This is a genomic window from Winogradskyella pelagia (assembly GCF_017581965.1).
Lineage (GTDB): Bacteria > Bacteroidota > Bacteroidia > Flavobacteriales > Flavobacteriaceae > Winogradskyella > Winogradskyella pelagia.
In genome coordinates, this window is the sequence record NZ_JAGEVF010000009.1 from 107,951 (window position 1) to 129,597 (window position 21,647).

Annotated in this window: 17 protein-coding genes; 14 read left to right on the forward strand and 3 right to left on the reverse strand. The window is 39.5% G+C overall.

Going from position 1 to position 21,647, the window contains the following annotated elements:
* Window positions 1-16 precede the first annotated feature (16 nt).
* A complete protein-coding gene (locus tag J4050_RS11740) occupies window positions 17-1,318 on the forward strand; it encodes an anthranilate synthase component I family protein (protein ID WP_208154777.1) in 1,302 nt (433 codons plus the stop codon).
* Window positions 1,319-1,343: 25 nt separating this feature from the next.
* Here the strand turns inward: J4050_RS11740 and J4050_RS11745 are convergent, their stop codons facing one another.
* On the reverse strand, window positions 1,344-2,033 hold the full coding sequence (locus J4050_RS11745) for a hypothetical protein (RefSeq protein WP_208154778.1): 690 nt from the start codon (window positions 2,031-2,033) through the stop codon (window positions 1,344-1,346).
* Window positions 2,034-2,150: 117 nt separating this feature from the next.
* Between J4050_RS11745 and tilS the strand changes: the two genes are divergently transcribed.
* From tilS to J4050_RS11765, 4 genes are read left to right on the forward strand one after another with little or no spacing between them, the layout of a single operon-like run.
* The gene (gene tilS, locus J4050_RS11750) at window positions 2,151-3,467 is read left to right on the forward strand and encodes a tRNA lysidine(34) synthetase TilS (protein WP_208154779.1); all 1,317 of its coding nucleotides are present in this window, start codon (window positions 2,151-2,153) and stop codon (window positions 3,465-3,467) included.
* Window positions 3,464-5,086 (forward strand): adenine deaminase, encoded by a 1,623-nt coding sequence (gene ade / locus J4050_RS11755; RefSeq protein ID WP_208154780.1) that lies wholly within the window; start codon window positions 3,464-3,466, stop codon window positions 5,084-5,086. The genes tilS and ade overlap by 4 nt, the downstream gene beginning before the upstream one ends.
* Window positions 5,087-5,124: 38 nt before the next feature.
* Window positions 5,125-6,081 carry an alpha/beta fold hydrolase gene (locus J4050_RS11760; protein ID WP_208154781.1) on the forward strand — a complete coding sequence of 319 codons (957 nt, stop codon included), beginning with the start codon at window positions 5,125-5,127 and terminating at the stop codon, window positions 6,079-6,081.
* A 30-nt stretch (window positions 6,082-6,111) separates the two neighbouring features.
* On the forward strand, window positions 6,112-7,650 hold the full coding sequence (locus J4050_RS11765) for a YifB family Mg chelatase-like AAA ATPase (RefSeq protein WP_208154782.1): 1,539 nt from the start codon (window positions 6,112-6,114) through the stop codon (window positions 7,648-7,650).
* On the opposite strand, the gene J4050_RS11770 is transcribed toward J4050_RS11765, so the two are convergent.
* On the reverse strand, window positions 7,647-9,806 hold the full coding sequence (locus J4050_RS11770; protein WP_208154783.1) for a tetratricopeptide repeat protein: 2,160 nt from the start codon (window positions 9,804-9,806) through the stop codon (window positions 7,647-7,649). The two genes, J4050_RS11765 and J4050_RS11770, sit on opposite strands and share 4 nt — an antisense overlap.
* 339 nt (window positions 9,807-10,145) lie before the next feature.
* On the opposite strand from J4050_RS11770, the gene J4050_RS11775 reads away from it, so the two are divergent.
* Complete coding sequence (locus tag J4050_RS11775; protein WP_208154784.1) at window positions 10,146-11,069, forward strand: hypothetical protein; 924 nt, start codon at window positions 10,146-10,148, stop codon at window positions 11,067-11,069.
* Between the two features lie 3 nt (window positions 11,070-11,072).
* Entirely contained in the window at window positions 11,073-11,978 is a 906-nt protein-coding gene (locus tag J4050_RS11780) for a transporter (protein ID WP_208154785.1), read from the forward strand.
* A gap of 84 nt (window positions 11,979-12,062) precedes the next feature.
* Here the strand turns inward: J4050_RS11780 and J4050_RS11785 are convergent, their stop codons facing one another.
* A complete protein-coding gene (locus J4050_RS11785) occupies window positions 12,063-12,857 on the reverse strand; it encodes a hypothetical protein (RefSeq protein ID WP_208154786.1) in 795 nt (264 codons plus the stop codon).
* A 111-nt stretch (window positions 12,858-12,968) separates the two neighbouring features.
* Between J4050_RS11785 and J4050_RS11790 the strand changes: the two genes are divergently transcribed.
* From J4050_RS11790 to J4050_RS11820, 7 genes are all read left to right on the forward strand, one after another.
* Complete coding sequence (locus J4050_RS11790) at window positions 12,969-13,556, forward strand: TetR/AcrR family transcriptional regulator (protein WP_208154787.1); 588 nt, start codon at window positions 12,969-12,971, stop codon at window positions 13,554-13,556.
* Window positions 13,557-13,740: 184 nt separating this feature from the next.
* Window positions 13,741-16,119 (forward strand): arylsulfatase, encoded by a 2,379-nt coding sequence (locus J4050_RS11795; RefSeq protein WP_208154788.1) that lies wholly within the window; start codon window positions 13,741-13,743, stop codon window positions 16,117-16,119.
* 177 nt (window positions 16,120-16,296) lie between these two features.
* Window positions 16,297-16,749 (forward strand): hypothetical protein, encoded by a 453-nt coding sequence (locus J4050_RS11800; RefSeq protein ID WP_208154789.1) that lies wholly within the window; start codon window positions 16,297-16,299, stop codon window positions 16,747-16,749.
* A 148-nt stretch (window positions 16,750-16,897) separates the two neighbouring features.
* A complete protein-coding gene (locus J4050_RS11805) occupies window positions 16,898-18,757 on the forward strand; it encodes an alkyl sulfatase dimerization domain-containing protein (RefSeq protein ID WP_243878626.1) in 1,860 nt (619 codons plus the stop codon).
* 25 nt (window positions 18,758-18,782) lie between these two features.
* Window positions 18,783-19,931 carry a DUF1254 domain-containing protein gene (locus J4050_RS11810; RefSeq protein ID WP_208154790.1) on the forward strand — a complete coding sequence of 383 codons (1,149 nt, stop codon included), beginning with the start codon at window positions 18,783-18,785 and terminating at the stop codon, window positions 19,929-19,931.
* The gene (locus J4050_RS11815; protein WP_208154791.1) at window positions 19,912-20,208 is read left to right on the forward strand and encodes a DUF1214 domain-containing protein; all 297 of its coding nucleotides are present in this window, start codon (window positions 19,912-19,914) and stop codon (window positions 20,206-20,208) included. Before J4050_RS11810 ends, J4050_RS11815 begins: the two co-directional genes overlap by 20 nt.
* Before the next feature lie 20 nt (window positions 20,209-20,228).
* Complete coding sequence (locus J4050_RS11820) at window positions 20,229-21,644, forward strand: DUF1254 domain-containing protein (protein WP_208154792.1); 1,416 nt, start codon at window positions 20,229-20,231, stop codon at window positions 21,642-21,644.
* The last annotated feature ends 3 nt before the right edge of the window (window positions 21,645-21,647 follow it).

Below are 21,647 nucleotides of genomic sequence, written 5' to 3' on the forward strand. Positions count from 1 at the left end.
AGTAATTATTTGTCCATTGCGAACAACCAAAACTTATCACATTTCAAATTCTGAAAAATTAAAACAACAGCTTTTAATTTGGAGCCAAAAGTTTGAAGATATCGTTTGGTTAGACTCTAACAACCACCATTCCCAATATCAAAATTACGATGCGGTTTTAGCAGTAGATGCATTCACTTCTATCAAAACGGATTATTATGAGGCCTTTGAAAAATTACATCAATATCAGAACTCTGTAAAAGACTGGATTTTTGGATATTTAACCTATGATTTAAAGAATGATATTGAGGATTTAACCTCACAGAATTTTGATGGTATTGGTTTTGCGGATTTATATTTTTTTCAACCCAAGAAGTTGATTTTTTTAAAGCAAGACAGATTAGAATTCCAGTATTTAAAGATGGTTGATGAAGAAATTGAAAAAGACCTAGAGGCATTAAAAGACGTTGATATAAACGCTGAATATACAACAGACCAAAATACGGAACCCATTAAAATCAAACTCAGAATCCATAAAGACGAGTATTTTGAAAAGGTGGAAACTATGTTAAGACATATTCATCGCGGTGATATTTATGAAGCTAATTTTTGCCAAGAATTTTATGCAGAAGATGTACAGCTCAATCCGGTTGAAACCTTTCAAAAGTTAAATACCATTTCTAAACCACCTTTTGCAACATTTCTTAAGTTTGAGGATAAGTATCTCTTGTCTGCCTCACCTGAACGTTATCTTAAAAAATCAGGAACTAAAATAATCTCACAACCTATAAAAGGAACAGCAAAACGCTCAGAGGTTAAGAAAGAGGATGAAAAACTGATTTTAGATTTACAAAATGATGAAAAAGAGCGCAGTGAAAATATTATGATTGTAGATTTAGTGCGCAATGACCTGTCACATACGGCAACTAAGGGAAGTGTAAAAGTAGAGGAGTTGTGTAAGGTTTATTCTTTCCTTCAGGTACACCAAATGATTTCAACTATAGTATCGCAAGTTGATATGGCTACCAGTCCTGTGGAAATTATTAAAACGTCTTTTCCTATGGGCAGTATGACAGGTGCACCAAAAATATCTGCTATGCAGATCATTGAAAAATTGGAAGAAACAAAGCGTGGTTTGTATTCTGGAGCAGTTGGTTATTTCACTCCTAATGGTGATTTTGATTTTAATGTAGTCATTAGAAGTATATTGTATAACAGTTGTAAATCGTATGTGTCTTATTCTGTAGGAAGCGCCATAATAGCTAAAAGCATTCCTCTTAATGAATACGAGGAATGCTTGATAAAAGCTAAAGCTATGAGAGATGTGCTAGAAAACTAACACATTTTATGTATTACAGTATTGATTATTCAAGATGAGTTCTAAAACTTTTCTTAACCTTATCAAAAATCAATTCTACCCTTGAAGTTTCAATCTTTTTAATTGTAGCAATTTCGTTAAAGTCGAGGTTCCCAAAAATATAAAGGTCAATAATATTAGAGATATTAACTGGTAACCAACTATAGAAACGACCGAATACTTTTGGCGATTCTGTCATTGACAAGTCTTCAAGTTCAAAGGCTTTGAGAATGGAGGTTTCCTTATCCTCGTAGAGATACAAATGATTATTATGGTCTTGGTTGTAGGAGATATCACTTAATTCGGTATTAAGGATTAAATCTAAATCAGCATCAATAGTATAATCCTCACCAAGGCGAGATAATTCGTCTTTTAGTATAGAATCTGTACTTATGGTCTTTTTGTGAAAGGCCTCTTTCTTAAACAACTCGTTCATGTAATTGTCTACAAGCTTAAATAGCTCTAGTTTAACGGCCATGCGCTCTGCCTCGATATTAAAACCTTTGCTGTACAACTCAATGATACAATCATCAATAATACCATTTGAAGAATACATGTTCTTAGGCAAAATTCCTGTTGTTTCAGCAATGTATATACGGTGCTTTACATAAGGATGTAAATGCTGTACCACTGAAAGTACTTTTTTGTCAAATGCAGTTTGCGCGGTTTTCGAAGATATTTCTTTTAGAGAGCTCATAACCTTAAATTTTAATGTTCCATTAAAGCTATTAAGAACCATTGGTTTTTTATATGACAATTGTCATTTTTAGAACCTGTAGCAATAAGAACATACGCATTATTGTATCTTTATAGCATGCAAGAAGCTTTTAAAGATTTTATTAATGGCCCCTTCTTTTTTATGAAGGAAAAAAAACTGTTGATAGCTATTTCTGGTGGAGTAGATAGTGTGGTTTTAGCATGGTTATGTCATAGATTAAAATTAGAATTTAGTCTCGCGCATTGTAATTTTAATTTAAGAGAAGAAGAAAGCAATGCAGATGAAGAATTTGTAATACAATTAGCTAACACGCTAGACGTAGAAGTATTTGTACAAAATTTTGACACTAAGGCTTATGTAGACTCCAATAAATGCTCCATCCAAATGGCAGCAAGGGAATTGCGCTATGATTGGCTTCAAGAATTAGCTGGGCAATTGAATTACGACTATATTTTAACAGCCCATCACGCAGATGATAATTTAGAGACCTTTTTAATCAATTTCACTCGTGGTACAGGGCTAAATGGATTAACCGGAATTCCTATTGTCAATGAAAATATAGTAAGGCCGTTACTATACTTTTCTAGAGAAGAAATTTTAAACTATGCGCAATCGCAACATATTGAATGGCGTGAAGATAGTAGTAATTCTGGTCGAAAATATTTAAGAAATAAATTACGGCATGAGGTTGTCCCAGTCCTAAAATCTATTAATCCACAGTTGCTGGATATTTTTCAAGACACCATTAATCACCTTAATGACACCGCAGATATCGTAGAAGAAAGTCTTAACGCCGTGGCGAAACGTGCGATCACGTCAATTGATGAAGGTGGAATCACTTATAAGATTTCAGAATTTAAGAAGGTTAATAATCCGAAAGCATATCTGTTTGAGATGTTTAAAGAATTCGGTTTTACGTCATGGCGAGATATAGTTAACCTTTTGGATGCAGAAACAGGTAAGTACGTTTCTTCAAACACACACCAACTTATTAAACACCGTGAGTTTTTAATACTGTCTGACATTTCTCATTCTGAGCGCAGCCATGAATCTATTCAAATTTCTTCGGAAGATAAAATGGTCCAAACACCAATTGGAAAACTCATTTTTAAAGTGGTTAATCATGTTTCTGAAAAGTCAAAAAACACCATTTACATCGACCAAGATAAACTTAACTTTCCAATAGAATTCCGATTATGGCAAAAAGGAGAGGTGTTTCAGCCATTAGGAATGACAGGTAAGAAGAAAGTGAGCAAGTTTTTAAAAGACGAAAAATTGTCACCTTTTGAAAAAGAACATACTTGGGTGCTATGCTCTGATGATAACATCGTTTGGGTTATTGGTAAACGGGCCGATGACCGATTTAAAATTACTGAACAAACAAAATCTATTTTAAAAATTTCAATGACTTGATTTTAAAGGGAAACATAGTAGATGTTATTAACCAGCGTATTTTCAAAGGTGAAATCGCTATTGAAAATGGTATAATAAAATCTATTGAAGAAAAACACTGTCCAGAAAACCACTACATCTTGCCTGGTTTTATAGATGCACATATTCATATTGAAAGTTCCATGTTAGTCCCATCGGAATTTGCAAAAGTAGCCGTAACACATGGCACGGTAGCAACGGTTTCAGACCCTCACGAAATAGCCAATGTACTTGGACTAAAGGGAGTTGAATTTATGATTGAAAACGCAAAACAAACCCCTTTTAAATTTAATTTTGGAGCACCCTCTTGTGTTCCTGCTACTTCGTTTGAAACTTCTGGAGCAACCATAGATGCCAGTGGAATTAAATCCCTAATGTCAAATCCAGATATTAAGTATTTGGCAGAGGTGATGAATTACCCTGGAGTTATCAATAATGATGTGGACGTGCTTAAAAAACTAGAATGGGCCAAGCATTTTAATAAACCCATAGATGGCCATGCACCGGGTTTACGAGGCGATGACCTGACTAAGTATATTAATGCTGGAATTTCTACGGATCACGAATGTTTTACTTATGAAGAAGCACTAGAAAAACTTGAAAAAGGGATGAAAGTGCTCATTAGAGAGGGTAGTGCGGCCAAGAATTTTGAGGCCCTCATCGATTTGCTCCCAGAATATTATGAAGACATGATGTTTTGTAGTGATGACAAACATCCAGATGATTTGCTATTAGGTCATATCAATCAATTATGTACTAGAGCAGTAGCTAAGAAAATTGACCTATTTAAAGTGTTGCAAGCCGCTTGTGTGAACCCAGTTAAGCATTACGACTTAGACGTTGGTTTACTTCGGGTTGGTGATAATGCCGATTGTATTGTGGTTGAGGATTTACAATCATTTAAAGTCCTAAAAACTATAATTGATGGCGAAGTGGTTTTTGAAGATGAAATATCTAAAATTAATCATGTCAAATTTGAAAATTTGAACAATTTCAATACACTTCCAAAAAACGTTGAAGAGTTTAGACTGAATTCAAGTTCAGAAACTATTCGAGTGATTGAATGTTTAGATGGTGAACTTATTACTAATGAACTTATAGAGAAGGCAACGGAGAATAATGGAAACCTGATATCTAATACTAAAACCGATATCTTAAAAATGGCTTTGGTCAACCGTTATGAAAATGTAAGTCCAGCTATTGCCTTTATAAAAAACTTCAATCTAAAGGAGGGTGCTATCGCCTCTTCTGTTGGACATGATTCTCATAATATTATAGCTGTGGGCGTTTCTGATGCAGCCATTTGTAAAGCGGTAAACCTTATTATAGAAGAAAAAGGAGGCATATGTGCAGTTACAGAAACGAAATCGGAAATTTTACCCTTACCAGTTGCGGGCATTATGAGTGACCAAAATGCGGAGACCATAGGCATGCAGTATGCAGATTTAGACGCTATGGCAAAGACTATGGGAAGTACCCTCACAGCACCATTTATGAGTTTGTCATTTATGGCACTTCTGGTTATTCCATCCTTAAAGTTGAGTGATAAAGGTTTATTTGATGGTAATAGTTTTTCATTCACTAAAGTAGAGGTGAACTAAACTACTTTATATTATTTTTAACCCTAAAAATATGTGTTGTGCCAATTATTGAATCTGAATATAAACCGCCTTTTTGGGCAAAGAAAAGCTTTGTATCTACTGTTTTTTCTGGTTTAGCAAGGCAGGTAAAAGGTGTTGAGCAATCTCGTGAACGAATTGATTTACCCGATGGTGACTTTTTGGATTTAGATTGGAGTTTAAGTACAGCAAAATCTCGAAAAGTAATTATTCTGCTTCATGGGCTAGAAGGCAATGCGCAACGTCCTTATATCACAGGCTCTGCAAAACTATTCAACGATAATGGTATTGATGCTTGTGCTGTGAATTTTAGAGGTTGTAGTGGTGAATCAAATCGTTTGTATCGCAGTTACCACTCTGGTGCCACAGAAGATTTAGAGGCTGTCGTTACTCATATTCTGTCTAAAAACCAGTACGAAGATATCTATATTAAGGGTATTAGTCTTGGGGCTAACATGGCCCTAAAGTATGCTGGCGAGCGTAATGATGTACCAACTGAACTTAAAGGAATCGTAGCCGTTTCAACACCTTGCGATTTAAGAGGGTCTTGCGGCGAATTACTCAGTTTAAAGAATAAACACTACGCGATTCGGTTTTTAGACCATTTAAAGAAAAAGCTTAAACCTAAATTAAACCAATTTCCCGACAGGTTAACGATTAACGACTACAACGCTATAAGGAGCCTTATTGATTTTGACCATATTTACACCGCAAGGGCTCATGGTTTTACAGATGCTTATGACTATTATGCTAAGGCGAGTTGTTTACAATTTTTACCAAACATTAAGATTTCGTCGCTTATAATCAATGCATTAAACGACTCCTTTTTATCAGCTGAATGTTACCCAGTTAAAGAAGCAAAGCACAATGCTAAATTGTATTTAGAAATGCCAAAATATGGAGGACATGTTGGTTTTGTTGATAAAGGGAATATCTATTATAATGAACGAAGAGCGCTGGAGTTTGTAAATAAATAGAAATTTGTAGATTTAGGTAAACAAAAATAGATGCTTAAAAAAGTATATGGTAGTGCTGTATTTGGTGTTGAGGCCACAACGATTACTGTTGAGGTCAATGTAGATTCTGGCATTGGCTATCATTTAGTAGGTTTACCAGATAATGCCATAAAGGAAAGTAATTATCGCATTGCTGCTGCACTTCAAAACAACGGTTATCGCATTCCCGGAAAAAAGATTACCATAAACATGGCACCTGCTGATTTACGTAAGGAAGGTTCTGCTTACGACTTAACATTGGCTGTTGGAATCCTGACCGCGTCAAATCAGATAAAGGCAGAAAACTTAGAAGATTATCTTATTATGGGAGAACTTTCCCTCGATGGTAGTTTACAGCCTATAAAAGGTGCTTTGCCTATTGCTGTTAAAGCAAGAGAAGAAGGTTTTAAAGGGTTTATCCTGCCCATGCAAAACGCGAAGGAAGCTGCTATTGTAAACGACCTGGATGTCTATGGCGTAGAGAATATCAAACAGGTCATCAATCATTTTGATAAAAATGAGCCTATTGAAAAGGTAGTTATCAATACACGTGAAGAGTTTTATAAAAATCTCGATTTCCCAGAGTTCGATTTTGCAGACGTAAAAGGGCAGGAGAGTATTAAACGTTGCATGGAAATTGCCGCAGCAGGTGGTCACAATATTATACTCATTGGTCCTCCAGGCTCAGGAAAAACAATGTTGGCTAAGCGCTTACCCAGTATTTTGCCACCTATGACGCTTCACGAGGCGTTGGAAACTACAAAAATACATTCGGTTGTTGGCAGGGTAAAAGCCCATGCCGGATTGATGGCGCAGAGACCATTCAGAAGCCCTCATCACACGATTTCAAATGTAGCCCTCGTTGGTGGCGGAAGTTACCCACAACCCGGAGAGATTTCCCTATCACATAACGGCGTTTTATTTTTGGACGAACTCCCCGAATTTAAGCGGGAAGTTTTGGAGGTGATGCGCCAGCCCTTAGAGGACCGCGAAGTGACCATTTCTAGGGCAAAGTTTACAGTAACCTACCCATCGTCTTTTATGTTGGTAGCCAGTATGAATCCAAGTCCTGGCGGCTATTTTAATGATCCAGATGCTCCAGTGACATCATCACCAGCTGAAATGCAACGCTATTTAAGTAAAATTTCTGGCCCCTTATTAGATCGTATCGATATCCATATAGAAGTCACACCTGTTCCTTTTGAAAAATTGTCAGACGATAGAAAAGGAGAATCTTCTGTTGATATTAGAAAGCGTGTGACTAAGGCCAGAGAAACCCAAACTGAACGTTTTAAGGATTTAGAAAATGTGCATTACAACGCCCAAATGAATACCAAACAGATTAGGTCATACTGCAAATTGGATGACGCATCACTTCAACTTTTAAAATCGGCTATGGAACGCTTGAATTTATCAGCAAGAGCATACGATAGAATCTTAAAAGTTGCCAGAACTATAGCAGATTTAGAAGGTTCGGACTCTGTCAATGGCAATCATATCAGTGAAGCTATACAGTATCGTAGTTTGGATAGAGAAGGGTGGTTGGGTTAATAATCCTCATCTTTTAAGAGGTAATTTTCTTGCTCCAAAAGCTTGTCCCATCTGTTCAACTCATTATTATAAGCATACACCACAGAGGCTAATCTGCCCGACTCATCCTGTTCAAAAGCATACTGTGTACCATATCTTGGAAGGGCAATGTAGCGCTCTTTAGAAATAGGTAATAAATGTAACTTAGGATTCCCGCCTCTCTGATACATAAGCTTACCGTCTTTTACCCAAAATTTACGAGGTCCATATGTACCAGTGATGGTATTCAATTGATTTTTTAGTTCTTCAGTTGTTATGGAATTTAGGTATTCAATATGCTGCAGAGCCAATTTGAGGAAATAATGTTTAGGGTGTCTAGCAATGGCTTTTTTGTATAAAACTTCTGCTTCTTCAAGTTTTCCGTCCATAAGTGAGCGCTCAGCAGTCGTGATACTCTCATCATAAGTCCAGTAATAAAAAGAAGCAGGGTCGTTAAAATTATAGTTGGTGTTTTTTGTACCGTAGATCGTTCCTGTACTATCTTTTAAAAATCTTATATGGGTAAGGCTCCTGTTAATATAGCCGCCAATGACAAGAGCATCATCACCTGCGGGAATAGGCGCATACAATCGTTGGTTGGATACGTAAGTCACCAATCTATTATTCTCAATCCAATGCTCATAAGTTTGCTCTGTTGCTTGATGGCGATACTTACCAACGAATTGTTGATTTTTAATCTTAGAAATTTCAGTTTTGGACAAATAGTTAATAATAGTGTCAAATATTTTAGAGAAATTTTCCCATTCTGGATGCATTAGTTTTACACGTTCCTGAGTTTTTCGGGCAGCCTCAATATTTCCTTTTAACAATTGGGGACGAATCTTGTATGAAAATAAATCAGGATTATTAGGTTGTACCAACTCTAAAGCTCTTATGGCTCTAATGACATCATCGTAACGACCTGCTACTAGGCTTGCATGTAGGAGGTAAGTGCCATTGTCTATACTTTTGTTCTTTTCGTAGCGTTCCTCAGCGTGCTTGAGAAAAGCTTCTGTTTGTTTGGTTTCGCCATATACTGCATAAAGCAACCGATTATAAGTTTCGTTACTAGGGTCAATTTCCAGTTGGAGTTTTAATAGTTTTTCTGCTATATCCCATTCTTCATAAGCAATATGTCTTAGAATTCTAATTTGTAATTGCATCTGAAGAGGCAATTTATTACTGTAACGATAGGCCTTGTCAATAACATTTTTCTCGGACTCAGAACCAAAACTATAGCGTATAAACCTAAAGGCATTTTCAAAATAGGAAATGGAAAATGTAGAATCTAATTCTTGAGCCTTTTTGTAATTACCGTCTAAGTTATATTTAATAGCTTCTAAAGAATTGCTGTAAAACTCACTTAGGTTTAAATCAATATAAAAGTCACGCTGCGTTTCTAGAAGCCCAACATTGTTCTTTACAAAAACGGTAATATCATCTAGAAGGCTCAGTAAATTATCACCTTTAAACACTTGCTCTTTAATTACTTTTCCGTTTTTTGCATTTCGCAGGGTAGGCTTAATTGTATAGACACTGTCAACAACCTTGTAGGTGCCATCTAAATAAAATTCATTGAAAATTCTAGATTCAGCAACTTTGTTAACAGTCCCTTCAGAATCAGATTCATAAGGGGAAATGTGTTTGTCTTGAAGTAAATCTTGATACAATAATTCTTGAATACCGTCTTCAAGCCAAGTATAACTTGTGTCTTGTACTTCTTGCTCAAACTCAAAAATGGGGAGCCCAATTCTAAACTCTTCCTTGGTAATCACTTGGGTCTCCAGACCACCTTCATCGTTGGTATAACTGATTTCCTTAGTTGTTGCACCTAAATCACTATTGCCAAAACCAAAATATAGTACAACACCAAGTAATACGAAGTTTAATGGAATAATAATTTTTTCCCAAAGTTTTATGATGCCACTGTTAATGCGTTCTTGGTTATAGAGGTAAATAATAAGTGATGGGATAATTCCAATAAAAAACCACAGTAAAAAATCTACCCAATTTGGAGAGATCTCATATCGGTTTAAAATCCAATCCACGAATTGTAAAAAGGTCCATGCAGCAACAAGGTAGGCAGCAAAAAACTGCAAGGTTTTAGTCCATTTTCTTTTTTGGTCTAGTTTGGTCATGTCTTATAAATCCTACCGAAATATACTTAATAATTATCGAAGAATTAAATGACATAGATTACAATCCTTCAAGCTAGTGTATTTTTACTCAAACCGATTACAATTATACATGTGTGTCTAGAGCAGCGTCCTCAAAATAACTAACTTTAAGTCATACTTAAGTTTTACAATATGTTCTCTATTTTTCATCTATTTTCTAGGGTGTCAATCACATTTTTTACTTTTATTTTTTTTGTAGCTTTAGGTTGTGACAGTTTATCCGCACAAAATGTTCCTACGGCTCATAGCGAAAAAGATTCTATTTTTTTTAGTGAACCATACCCGTACATTTTACCAATTATGGGTAATAAAGTCCATAAGGCAAAAATTAGACTGCCATATCCAACCGGTGTTATGTTCAACACATTGGTCGGTACACAAGATTTATCCCTAAATGATTTACAATTAGGTTTTGGCCGGTTTTCCGATACTCAGGGGCCCAATATGATAAATTTGGACGAGGTGGTAAGGTTCGATGATATCAGTGCCCAAACCAGTACTTTTAATTTTAGGGTAGATACATGGGTATTACCATTTTTAAATGTCTATGGGATTGTTGGTCAAACCAAAAAGGCAGATATTAGTGTCAGACTTATTGATCCAATTCCATTAGACGTTACCACGGAGGTAAGTGGTACTTATCTCGGATTTGGTCTTATGGCTGCTGGAGCCGTTGGCCCACTTTTTTTCTCACTGGATGCCAATCGCACATGGAATTTTAATGAGCGTTTAGACGATCCCGCTACAGTATTTATTTCTGGTTTAAGGGCAGGACCAGTATTTAGATTTAAGAACAATCCAGATATGAATATTACACTATGGACAGGAGCCATGTATAGTCATTTAGACGGTGAAACGGTTGGTAGTATTTCTGTGCAAGAATTGGCACCAGATGCTCCAGGTGCCGTTGATAATCTTATAGTTGAACTCGATTCTTGGTACAACAATTTAGGCCCAATTGAACAAGTATTATATGAAGGTCTTTATAACAGGCTAAGTGATGGGCTAAACAATCTTTCAAATAGCGTAAACGATGGATATATTAGATATTCGTTTAATAAAGAAATAGGCAACCCTTGGAATATGTTAGTAGGTGCGCAGTGGCAAATTAATTATCGCTGGCAATTTAGGGCAGAAGCGCAATTTCTGGGTGATCGCACAGCAGGTCTTTTTTCCTTAAATTACCGGTTCGGAGTGCGTGGCAAAAATTGGTTATCTGATTAGAAAATGATGTATTCAGTTTTAAAAACAATATTATGCTATGTGATTATTCTACTAGGAGTCTCTAATCTTAGAGCTCAAGATATACAGCCAAGAGTATATGCTCCAGCGCCAGTAGGTACAAATGTAATTACGTTGGGTTACACCTACTCCTATGGTGCCCTGCTTTTTGATAAGACCATTCCAATTACGGATACTGATGCCTCTATTCACGGCATAAATGCTGCCTATTCAAGAGCTACAAAATTTCTTGGTGCAGCAGGGCGGTTTGATGTTGTTTTACCACTTGTTAGAGGCTTCTGGGATGGTCAAGTTTCAGATTTGTCCCAAAGCACCGATCGTTTTGGTATGGCTGATCCCGTGATTAGATATGCGGTTTTTATTAAAGGAGCACCAGCCTTAACAAAAGAAGAGTTTTCAGATTTTGAGCCTGAGACAATTATTGGGCTTACCATGCGAATGCAAGTGCCTTTAGGGCAATATGACCCGGATAGACTCATTAATCTTGGCACTAACCGTTGGACCTTTAGTCCGCAAATAGGCCTTTGGCATGCCTTTAGAAATTTCACGTTCGAAGCCTACGCAGGGTTGTGGTTGTTTACAGATAATACTAATTTTTTGGGGGCTACGCGGTCTCAAAATCCTTTGGCCACCTTGCAAGCTCATGTTTCCTATGCTTTTAATAATGGCTTATGGATAGCCGCCTCTACGCGTCAAAGTTTTGGAGGAGCGGTCACAACAGGGAATGGTGAGAGGCTAGACCCTGAAACAAATAATAGGGTTGGTCTATCGTTGGCGCTACCGCTCTCTAAGAATTATGTCATTAGGCTAAGTGGTACTACGGGCTTAAGCACAACTATTGGGAACGATTACACAACTTTTGGCATTGGTTGTCAGGCGGTGTTTTGGTAGTTTTTATAAATTAAGCCTTATCATTTATTTTGTAAAATCCACTATTACATTACTAATGTAAAGTATTGGTATTTCGTTCAGTCTTTAAATAAAAAACGAAAGGCCCAAAAGCGGACCAATGACATTGACACTGGTATCCACACCATCGTCAGTACGTTGATAGTTAAAATTCCGGAAGCCCGCATTAATAGTCATATAATTCAGGACTTTAAACACATTGAGATAGACAAAATCATAGCTAAAATCTGAGGAGTTTCCAATGCCAAATCCACCAACACTCAGACGCGCACCTAAAAATACTTTATCAGATAAGGAGACATTGGTACGTACTCCAAGCATCAAATCCCACCAGCTCTGATTTTCGTTGGTGCGAATGATAAAATCATTTTCGAGCTGTTCGAGTTCTATTTTAAAATCTATAGTAAGATCATTCACCCAGTTTTTGGCGCCTAAGGTGCCTTCAATTGACCAACCCTTTGCGATATTATCAGTATTATCGATAAAGGTGCTGAAAATTACATAGCCGGCAGAAACATCCATAATACTTTGTTTGACTTCCAAGTCAATACTTGCAGGGCCTTGACGTTCGTTTACGCCTAAAGTGGCAAAGGTACCATCAACACTCAAAGAATAGCGCTGATATCGAAGGCTGGCTACAAATTGAAATCCCGCATTGGTCAGTGAAGCAAGATCATCAAATGATTGTCTAATACTTTCCTCCCCCACATCGGTAGACTGAGCGGCCAATAGGGCGTAAGGCGTAAAACTGAAGCTCCAGTCTTTCTGAGTGTCGTTATCAAAATTAAAAGAGGTGACCTGCCCATTCGTTGCCATACTTAGCCCAATTACCAGCGAGAAAAGGATACGTTTTGCTCTCATCTTACGACTATTTATTTTTAAAAGTACTATTTTTTTAGTATTCAAAAATTGTTCGCTGGGCTTCTATGGGTTTAAAAGAATTACTATCTTTCAACATAAGTTAAGCAATCCATGACCCTAACCATGCAAAACGATAAAAAGTCCAAGTGGCTCAACGAAGGCTATAAACACTTCGCGGAATTTGGCCCAGAACATATCAGTATAAATAAAATAAGTAAGGAAATTGGGGCTGCAAGAGCTTCCTTTTACCATTTTTTTGGGGATATGGATGTCTTTATTGAGGAGCTCTGTGCCCTGCATTGGGATATTGCCGTAGAGTTTAATAAGTCTGGAAAAGATAACATCACACACTTATTTCCCGATTTTTATGATTTTCTGGCTGAGTACAATATGCCACTTCAATTTTCATTACAGTTGTTTCGTAATCGGCATCATCCCACTTACAATTATTTATATCTCAGAACCTATGAATTATCGGCCAATGCTTTTCTACTAAAACTTTTTGCAAAGGAATGTCACTATACTCAAACTGAGCAAGACTTGCTGAAGTTATGGATTACGGTAGGAGAGGCCTGGTATTCGCGCTTAGATCCTGAAGATTTATCGTCAGCCACTCTACAAAAGCATGCCAAGGACATACTTCAAACGGTAATGCAATTCTCTAATTCAAGACTGTACTCCTCATTACGCACTAATTAGAGCCCGTAGGCACTATGGCTTACAAATATACTATACATAGCTGTCTAAAATTTATCTCTCGAATTTACTAACTTGAAAGATTAGAAGAGCAACCTTACAATTGTGCTGCGGTTGTGGCTAGGTGTAGTTGTTTTTTCTTTGTCGAAACAATCAAACTTAATGACTAATCAAATAAGGAATAACCATGGAGAAAATGAAATTATTTAGCCTAATTATAGTAGGTTTACTTGTATTCAGTTGTAATGAAACGGAGAATAACCAAACAACGTATGCGGCACAAGAGGTATTACCGTTTCCATCACCACCCATGGGTGGCGAGGTAGGGCCCACCATGCAGGAATCTGTCCATAAATGGCGAGAGACTCCAAGCTACCTTCCTGAAGATGCACCGAATATCCTCATCATTATGTTAGATGATGCGGGCTTCGGTAATCCCAGCACCTTTGGTGGTGAGATCAAAACACCTACACTTTCGAAGCTGCGGGAAGAGGGCATTGCTTATAACCGCTTTCACACCACAGCCATGTGTTCACCAACGCGGGCGGCACTAATGACGGGTCGGAATCACCATCGTGTAGGTTCAGGAATGATTGCTGAATATGGCAACGACTGGGATGGTTACACGGGTGTTATTCCTAAATCTTCGGCAACCCTTACTGAAGTCCTGGGTCATTATGGTTACTCCTCAGCTGCCTTAGGAAAAGAACACAATACACCGGTCGATCAATTGGCCAATGGCCCTTATGACCGTACCCCAACAGGAAGAGGCTATGATTATTTCTATGGCTTTATGGCCGGAGAAAGCTCGCAGTGGGAACCTGTACTTTGGGAAAATACGACGCCCATTGAAACACCTCATGCTGAAAATTACGAAGATTTTCACCTTACCGAAGCCATGGCCGAAAAAGGCATCACCTGGATACGAAGACATTTGGCTATTAATCCGGATCGTCCCTTTATGATGTATTGGGCCCCTGGAGCCGTTCATGGCCCACATCATGTCGCTAAAGAATGGGCAGATAAGTATAAAGGTCAATTTGATGATGGCTGGGACGCCTATCAAAAGCGAAATTTTGAACGTCAAAAGGCCATGGGCTGGATTCCTGAAGATGCTGTTCTTCCTCCACGCCCGGAAGGTATGCCCGCCTGGGAAGATATTCCGGATGAGGAAAAAGCCTTTCAAGCTCGCCTGATGGAAGTCTATGCTGGCTTCTTAGAGCATACCGATGTGCAAGCCGGCAAACTCATTGATGAACTGGAAGCAAGAGGCATACGAGATAACACCATCGTCATGTATATTCTTTCTGATAATGGCGCCTCTTCCGAAGGTGTGGAGGGCAGTGTTGCAGAGTTGAACTCACAGAATGGCATCCCTTCTACAATAGCAGAACATATCGAAATTGCAGAACAATTGGGCGGCCTCGAAGAGCTCGGAGGACCAAAGATGGACAATATGTATCATGCCGCATGGGCTTGGGCAGGAGATAGCCCCTTCCGCTATACCAAATTGATAGCAGGTGATTTTGGAGGTACACGAACACCTATGGTGATTTCCTGGCCGAAAGAAATTAAACCAGACAATACCCCTCGTTCACAGTTTCTGCATGTCAACGATGTCGTGCCTACCCTTTATGATATTTTGGAAATACCGCATCCAAAAGTTGTGGATGGCCATGAGCAAGATCCAATGGATGGCGTGAGCTTTGCCAGTACCTTTAATGATCCGGATGCCCCGGAATTAAAAAAGACGCAGTATTTCGACATTATGGGCAGCCGTGGGATCTATCATGACGGATGGATGGCCAGTGCTTTTGGTCCGCGTAAACCTTGGGTTGCCGCATTACCAGATGTTTCTAATTGGAATCCCGATGAGGATGAATGGGAGTTGTTTGACCTCAGTAACGACTTCACGCTAATGAACAATTTAGCAGCTGAAAACCCCGAAAAACTGGAGGAAATGAAAAAGCTTTTTATGGAGGAAGCCATAGAAAATAAGGTGTTGCCTATTGGTGGCGCCATGTATACAGCACTCAATCCACAGGATTTTAAGAAGAGTTCCAACACCGAATGGACACTCTTTGAGGGGATGACCCGTATCCCTGAAAGCGAGGCCCCGAATGTGCGTAGCGGCAACATCCGTGTTGAAATTGATGGCGAGGTACCGGCAGGTGTTAATGGGGTGATTTTCGCCATGGGTGGTTACGCCGGTGGGGTAAGCCTTTATGCTATGAATGGGGAGCTTTACTATGAATACAGTTCCTTGCTCCTGAAACGCACCAAAATAAAAGTAGGTGCACTGCCTAAAGGCGAGGTGAACATTACTTACGAAATGAAAACACCCCTGGAGCGCGCAGCACCAGCTGAGTTGAAGTTTTGGATTAACGGAAAGGAAGCTACCACCGGAACAGTGGAACGCACTATTCCTCTAATCTTCACGGCATCTGAAACCTTCGACGTAGGTATGGATCTGAACTCACCAGTAGCTGATGCTTATTTTGATAAGGGATCTTTTGAATTTGAAGGAACTTTAAAGAAGCTGCATTTTAAATACCTGGAAGAATAGAACAACGATTAACCCTTGGACCCAACTTTATATTGGTTCTGAAAATAGCAGTTGCTGCGCATTAGTAAGAACGACTTATTAAAGGTGATCCAAGTCATTTTATGAATCTGAAATCTACTTTAGATTTACAGAATTTCTTAAGAGCAGATACATAACCAACAATGAATAGATAACATTATGAAAAATTATAACAACCACATCGCCCTTTGCCTTATGGCTATAGTCCTTTGCTTTACACAAATGGCAGCCCAGGAATATGGAAATGCCTTAAATACCTTCGTTAAATTTGGAAGTAATTCCAGTATTGCAGCGAATTACGAGATTCAGGTCGCCAAGGATATTACCCTGGCGCCTACGGCCAGGATCTGGTTCAGTGGTGAAAACACCTTTGCAGTAGGGGGTAGAGGAGATTTTTATTTTGACAGACTGTTAGGTCTTGCTGAGCCATGGGATATCTGGGCTGGGGCTGATGCCGGTGCCGTTGTCTCTGGCGATAGCAACAAGGATGATTTTAGTTTAAACCTGCACGCTGGTGTAGAATATAAATTCAGTAATTCATTCGGTATTATTTTCGAATTCGGAGGTGGAAATACCTCTTCTGGAGGGATAGGATTGGCATTTCATTTATAGAAACAAGGTATACGTATAATCCTGAAATTGACAGTTGCTGAGGCTTATTGCAATAAGGCGGCGTTTAAGTTTGAAGGCGCCTTATAGAAGCTGCATTATATAAATCTGAAAAACTCATATGAGTTATAAAAGAAAAAAAACGATTCACATGAAACATATTAAATTATGCATTGCAATCCTATTAGGATTCACTATCATAGGTTGCAAGCAAACCAACAACAAAAGCGAAACAGTTACAACACAGAGTGACTCACCATACATGGGCGGAGAGGTAGAACTCGTAGAAGCCCCCAATGGAGCAATTACCAACAAGCGACTTATTGACGGAATTGATAAAGTAGCCTGGGTTGAGCCTTCTATAGAACAGCCAGCTGAAGGCATTTGGGTGCTTGGTGGCTACGGACTTGCACCTATTTCAATCATTGATACTGAGGAAGGATTAATAGCTTTTGATTGTGGTGACACCAAGCATGACGGCGAAATTCTGCTGGAAGCCATTCGAACTGTTAGCGACAAACCTATTAAAGCCATAATCTATGGACACTCGCATACTGCTTTTGGTGCGGGAGTATTTGCAGAAGGCAATAAAGATATCATGATCATAGGTCATCCCAATCTTAACGCTGTGGTTGAATCGAACATGAAGGCAGCGGGATTTCCAGCCTATTTCCCAGAGATCGGACCCTATCTAACAGCCAGAGGCTTAATCCAGTTTAACGCCTTTATGCCAAAAGAAGGTCCAGATGCCTTTGTCGTAAATACGACGTTTCCTGAAGATTTCACACTAGACTTTTTACCCGTAAATACACCGGTTGAGGATGGTCAGGAAATGACTGTTCTAGGTCAGAAAATGCAGTTTTTCACCAAGTATGGTTCTGATGATAAAGTGCACACAACGGTTTGGCTTCCTGAGCGTAAAATTCTATTTACCACGATGCTGTGGTCGAGTCCACCACAATTGTATTCTGTTCGGGGTGATGTTTTTCGCGATCCACGTCTATGGATCAAGGGATTAAAATTTAATCGTGATTTAGAGCCTGAAGTGCTCATTTCGGCTGCGGCAAAACCAGTGGTTGGAAAAGAAGAAGTCGCAAAACGATTAGAAGGCTATTTAGATGGAGCAAGTTTTGTACTAGACCAAACCTTGAGAGGAATTATTGGCGGAAAAACACCTGATGAACTGCGTCATTTGGTAAAACTTCCGGAGTATTTAAAGGCGGTTCCTAACAATCTTGAAAACTATGGTGAGGTATCTGCTTATCCTCCAGCTATCTATTACCAGTCTGTTGGTTGGTACGATAACGATGCGGCAAATCTTGCACCGGTATCTCCATTAGACGAAGCTAAACGTATTGTACCCTTAATGGGAGGGCGAGATAAGGTACTGGCAGCTGCCAATGAAGCCATGAATAAGAAAGAGTATTCATGGGCAGCACACCTGGTGAATTACCTCTACCAATTGGATCACACAGACGAGGATGCTAGAAAGATAAAAGCCGAAGCCCTTCGGCAGATGGCTTATGTTTCGACAGGATCGAATAATCGTGCGCACCTGATGTCGCAAGCCTTGGCGCTAGAAGGGAAAGTGACCATTCCTACAGTGATTCCTCCTGCGCCAGAAACCATCAAAGCTTTCCCCGGCACCTTTGTCGATTATTTCAGAATTCGGATCAATCCCGCAAAAAGCGGTGAAACCAACGAAATACTGCGATTTGACTTTGATGATGGTACTAGTGCAGGATTGCATGTGAGGCGCGCCGTGGCAGAATATATTGAAGACCTTGAGACCTACCCATCTGAAGCCGACCATGTGCTTAAATTATCCGGGGAAGCCTGGGCAAAGGTATATTTGAGTTCAGGGTCCATTCAAGATTTAATCGATAATGGCGAAATTAAAGTGATGAAAGGAGATGCGAAAGAAGTGGTTCGCGTTCTGGAATTGTTTGACCGTTATGACCCTGAAAGCGCCGTTATTATTCCGTCTACATTAGTTCAAGATCATAAATAAAGTGATATTAAAATAAAACCAAGCCATGAAAAATATTCAATTATTACTGACCATCTTAATAGGATTTTTAATCGTCAGCTGTGGTGAGACTAAAAAACAAACCACCGTTGAAACCGACGAGAATCGCGTTGCCATTTTAAGCGATGAACAAATGGAAGACATTGTAAAACGCTCTTACCAGTATGTGGCCATGTACAACGTCAACCAAAAGTTGGCCTTTGCCGAAGAAGGCTTATCTACCAAAGGCTATAACAAAGGCTTGCAAAACACAGACTTGCTCGATCACACGGCTCGTTTTATTGCTCGTCCAAATAACGATGTGCTCTATCAATTAGCGATGATTGATTTAAGAAAAGATGCCGCAGTATTCGAGTTTCCGGCCTTCGAATCAAAGTACGTTTCGCTCATGACCAGTGGGTATGATCACTATGTTCAGATCCCCTTATCAACGGTTGAAGGCGATTTTCAGGAACCTACCACCATCCTGTTTTATACGGAACGCACGGAAGGTTATAACGGAGAAGACATTGAAGGCATTGATGAAGTGGTGGAGATGACAGGCGATTTTATTTCGGCTACGTTGCGTGTGATGCCTCATGCCAATGAACAGGAACGGTATCAACGTATCATTGATCAGATCAAAGCGATAAAAGGCATGACTTTGGCTGAATACCTGGGCAATGCGCGTATGGAAGCCGATACCGTGGACTTCCCTTCATATGGCAAAACCGATGCTGATATTTTTGAAAACAACCTCCTGGAAGTGATGCAGTTCGTCTTTAATCATACCACCTTCGATCCGAATTTTGAGCTGGATCAAAAAGTACTTGCGGTATATAAACCCCTTGGCATTGTGCCGGGACAGGAATACAATCCTGAAACCGCTGTAAAAATTGATGGGAAGAAATTCAGGGAAGTATCCATTAAGATCAGGGATGAGCAAATCGCCATCATGAATGATCCGGAGAGGATGCCTCCAATGCTCCCACTGATTTTTCAACCCAAAGGCACTATTGGTCTGGAGCCTATGCTGTTTCCTTCCATCGTTGGCCCTATCGGCCAGCCTGCTAAGGAAGCTATGTACCCTGCCATTTCCACTGCAGATGGCACTCCGATGAACGCGATGAACGACTATGTTATTCAAATGAAGGCAGATGAATTACCCCCCGGCTAATGCCTTCTGGTCATTAACCCTTTACGATGAAGTCAATGGCTTCTTTATCCCGAATGAGCAAAAAAAATACAGCGTGGGTGAGAATTCCGGCTTTAAGCTGAATGACGAGGGAGGTATCGAAATCTATATCGCTGCCGAACAGCCCGAAGGCGTGCCTGACGAAAACTGGCTACCGATTCAAAGGGAAGACCTAGGGCTCAATATTATCCTCAGGCTATATGCGCCGGATTTGGAAAAAATGAAAACTTGGAAGGCGCCGAAGGCAGTTAAATTATAACAATTAAAAATTATAGCATTATGAAAAGCTTACATTCAATTAAATTCATTTTAGGAGGGGTGCTCATTACCATATTTGCATTGTTGAGTTCCTGCACCCAAAAAGAAAAAGAAATCACCCCTGAAGAAGCGCGCACCATTGCCAAAGAGGCGTATATCTATGGCAATCCTGCAGTAGATGGCTACCGTATAATGTACAGCTATTTTGTGGATGCCTCCAGTCCCGATTATAAAGCCGGCTGGAATGAAATCAAAAACATACCTAATGTTTACACCCACGAAGATAAGGCGGTACAGACTCCAAACTCTGATACGCCCTATAGTTTTCTTGCCTTAGATTTACGCTCAGAACCCATGGTACTCACAGTACCGCCCATTGAGGAGGATCGTTATTTCAGTATTCAGCTGATCGACCTGTATACTCATAATTTCGAATACCTTGGAAGCCGAACCACAGGCAACGAGGGCGGCCAATTCTTAATAACTGGACCCGGTTGGAATGGGAAAGTACCTGAAGGGATCACGAAACAAATTGAAAGCGAAACAGAACTCATGCTGGCTATTTATAGAACCCAGCTTTACAACCCTGAAGATCTCGACAAGGTAAAAGAGATACAAGCGGGCTATAAAGTTCAATCTCTTTCTACCTTCCTGGGTCAGTCGGCTCCGGCAGCTGCTCCTAAAATTGACTTTATCGCGCCATTATCGCAGGAAGAGATCAGAGAAACGCCTAAGATATTCGAACAATTAAATTTTGTCTTACAGTTTTGCCCTACGCACACTTCAGAAAAGGAACTCATGGAGCGCTTTGGCAAATTAAATATAGGGGCTGGTAAAGCTTTTAACTGGGATAGCTTTTCTCCCGAAATTCAGGAAGCCATTGGTCAGGGAATTGCCGATGCATGGGGAGATTTTGCCTCACTCAAAGCTAAGGCTGACGCAGGAGAGATTGGATCTGGTGAAGTGTTCGGTACAAGAGCATTTCTGAAGAACAATTACCTCTACAGAATGGCTGCTGCTGTTTTGGGTATTTGGGGTAATAGTGAAGCTGAGGCTATTTACCCATCTTATTATGTAGATGCCGATGGCGAAGCATTAAACGGAACTAATACTTACACACTGCGCTTTGGGCCGGGTGAACTGCCTCCGGTCAACTCCTTCTGGTCCTTGACAATGTACGAACTGCCTCCAAGTTTACTCGTGGAGAATTCACTTAACCGTTATTTACTGAATTCGACCATGCTAGACGATTTTGTGCATGATGAGGATGGTGGGATCACCTTATATTTTCAGGAGTCTTCTCCAGGTAAAGATAAGGAACCCAATTGGCTACCGGCACCTGAAGCGCCTTTTAGCGTCATTATGCGCTTATACTGGCCTAAAGAAGAAGCATTAAATGGAGAGTGGGTGAATCCACCAATTTTAAAAGCATACTAAAAG